The sequence below is a fragment of the Streptococcus sp. CCH8-H5 genome (assembly GCF_001556505.1).
GTDB lineage: Bacteria > Bacillota > Bacilli > Lactobacillales > Streptococcaceae > Streptococcus.
Genome location: NZ_LSIZ01000063.1, coordinates 1 through 3,051, shown reverse-complemented (window position 1 = coordinate 3,051; position 3,051 = coordinate 1). Strand labels below are relative to the sequence as shown.

At 36.3% G+C, this 3,051-nt stretch carries 2 protein-coding genes; one reads left to right on the top strand and one right to left on the bottom strand.

What is annotated here, in order from left to right; genetic code table 11:
- Positions 1 to 1,858 (bottom strand): accessory Sec-dependent serine-rich glycoprotein adhesin (locus AX663_RS04310; RefSeq protein ID WP_156430760.1); only part of this gene is annotated, 1,858 nt, incomplete at its 3' end.
- Positions 1,859 to 2,694: 836 nt separating this feature from the next.
- On the opposite strand from AX663_RS04310, the gene AX663_RS04305 reads away from it, so the two are divergent.
- Positions 2,695 to 3,051, top strand: a 357-nt coding sequence (locus tag AX663_RS04305) for an IS110 family transposase (RefSeq protein ID WP_331708972.1), incomplete at its 3' end; no start/stop codon positions are given.

Genomic DNA, 3,051 nt, shown 5'->3' with positions numbered 1-3,051 from the left:
TTCGAGCTGAGGCGCTAGCAGATCTACTTGCACTCGTCGATAAAGATTGACTTATTGAGCTTGATAAACTTTGCGAATTAAATGCACTCAATGAAGAACTTGTACTCACCGACTGTGATATTCGATGACTTGTAGATTGACTCTGGGATAAGCTTGTCCGCAATGATTCGCTAGTGGATAAAGATCTGCTAGTTTCATTTGACTTTCTAATCGATTCTGAGGCCACTGTCGAAAGAGATTGCGAAACTGACTTCGAAGTAGCCTGACTCTTAGAGACAGAATTTGAAACTACCGTGGACTGAACAATAGATAAACTTTGTGAGAGACTACGGGATTGACTAGTAGTATCTGATTCAACAATTTTACCATTTAAATAGTTAGTAAAAGTAGGATCATCGTCCGCACCTACATAAGGTGTAAAGGTAAAGGAAGTATCTTCACCATTGATAGGAACAGTCCACGTTGAGGTTAATCCATAGCCTTGTCTTGCAAAGTAGCCGGTTAGTTGTGCACCATTTGCCCATGTATATCCAGGATTCTTGGCATCAATAGGAGTAGTATTATCTCTAAGCCTATTGTTATTTGTAAATCTAGCCCCTGAAGAATCGGTAAGATAACTTGTTACACTTGATGGTGTACCCAAACCTTTCCCAAGTGTAAACATTGGTTGTGTCGAATTCGCACCTGTTCCAGTATTATATAGTGTGTGGTTATATCCTATTTTTGTATGTTTCTCGATTGTCGAGGTTGCTGGATTATCATATGAAATATTATAGACAAATGTGAGTTTCTTTCCATCGTTTTTCACTGTCAATTTATAATAGATTGGGACATTATAAACCGTATCTGTCCCATTTCCAATATAAACCTTAGTTTCACCCTTCGCTAAATTAAGATTTGAAATAATTGCCGGGCTACCACTAACTGTAGAATTCCCGTTGAAACCTGCATTTGTAATCTTGGTTAGCATACCCTCAACGGCACTTCCAAGGCGCTCACGTTGTTCAGCATAAGCAGCGTTTGTTGCTGATGCAGCAAGCAAGGTTGTTGATTTGGCAACTTCTTCCTGAACTGACGCAATAGCTGTTTGGATTTCAGCTTTCGCAGCTGTATCTGTTAATTTTGCTTGGTAATTTTTAGCAATATTTAACAGCAATTCTGCTTCTGAAACGTTTTGATCCAAGATAGTTTTTTCATCTTCTTGAAGCGCCTTTTCAGAGGCAGTTGAACTTGTTGAAGTTGCTGAATCAGAAGCAGATTCTGAGTTTGAACCACTAACATTTTCAGTGTGAGACTGGCTCTCAGAGGTTGAGTATTCCTTGCTTAGAGATGCTGATTCTGAGATAGCTTGTGACAATTCAGCTGATACCGATTGGGATACAGATTGTGACACTGATTGTGATAATGATACAGATGCATCTGTGCTTGCTTGGGTGTCAACTGAAGAACTTGTAGACTCTTGACTTGTTGACGCTACCACAGAAGCTTCAGAGACAGACGCTGTACTCAATACAACTGAGTCAGAGTTAGCTGTCACGTCTTGATTAGCAGTTAGCTGTCTCTCCAAAGCAGGGCTTGTCATCTCCTCGGCTTGAGCAGTGTAAGTCGCAACTGCACCTCCGGCCAATGCACCCGCAGCCGCAATTCCTTTTAGTAATGCTTGACCTGAGAGAACCGGTGTTTTTTCCTCAACACTTTGCGCTGAAACAGACGGCGCATCTGCACTTCCTTTAACAACTTTGAAAAGTCCAAAGTTAGCAGTTGCTGCACGAAGCCAGTTTTTTCCTGATTTGATAAGTTTGAAACGAGTTACGCGATCTGCTTCGCGATATTTACCTGCTTTTCGTCTGAAAAACATATTTGCCCCATTCTACCTTTACCCCATTGATAGAAATCTTTATCACATTATAACATAACATTTCTAATAATCGAGAGATTCTCACTCAAAATGAAAATTATGGAAAATAATTAAACTTATACAATTAAAGCTCAAAACATTTATTTTATAATGTTTCACTTATTTTATTAGTGCCGTTTTTTTCGATATATAAAAAATATTAGAAAATCAAACTTCTTTCTTTCAAAATTTTTATCAATATAAAAATTAATTAATACAGAATTTGTTGATTTGTAAAAAAGATAAAATAACATTTAATATATTAAAAATATTGATTTGACAACAGAATGAAAAATAAAACTATAAAATACTTGATAAATAAATTATTTTACTTAAAAAAAATATTTATTACATGTACCAGATTAAAAAGTCTTATTATATAGTGAGAAACTTGTTACTACTTGCAATACAATTTTGAAAAGTCATAATTACATAACAATTTCAAAAGTTTTAGTTTATATTTAAGAAACACTCTAAAACTATTTAAAGAGAAAGATAAAAAATAAATGAACGAATTACCTGAGTTAGTATTATCTCCCTATCATAACAAATAAAACATACTAAGATTAGTAGTGAGGAAATCTCCGATGGGAGAAAATACTCACTACTTTTTCGTTATGTTAAAGTAGAGGTGTCTTGTTAAGTCGATGAGTCCTTTGGCGCTAGACGTCGTAACTAAAACTGACAAGACACCTGTTTTAGGAAGAATGTTATCAAAGTATGTGGGACGAAAAACGTCGAGTATTGAAAATGGCATCACTAAAGCAAGGAATCATTCAAGACTAAGAGGTAATATCATGCGAGTAGTTTTTGGAATTGATGTGAGTAAAGCAAGCTCAGAAGTCGCTATTCTTGTGGATGGTGAAAGGGTTCATGGATATACTATGCCTAATGACATTATCGGATTTTCTCATCTACTGAAGGATCTAAAGACCGTGAGCAACCCTGAAATTATTTTCGAAGCTACTGGTATCTACTCTCGCCGACTCCAAGCTTTTCTAGAAGAAAACAGCTATGACTATACATGTCTTAATCCTTTGGAAGCTAAGAAGCAACTTGATGGATTACGAGTTCGGAAAACCGATAAGATTTATGCAGAGAAACTAGCTTCGTCACAATTCGTTTTAAACCGTAAGCCAATTTATGTTCAAGAA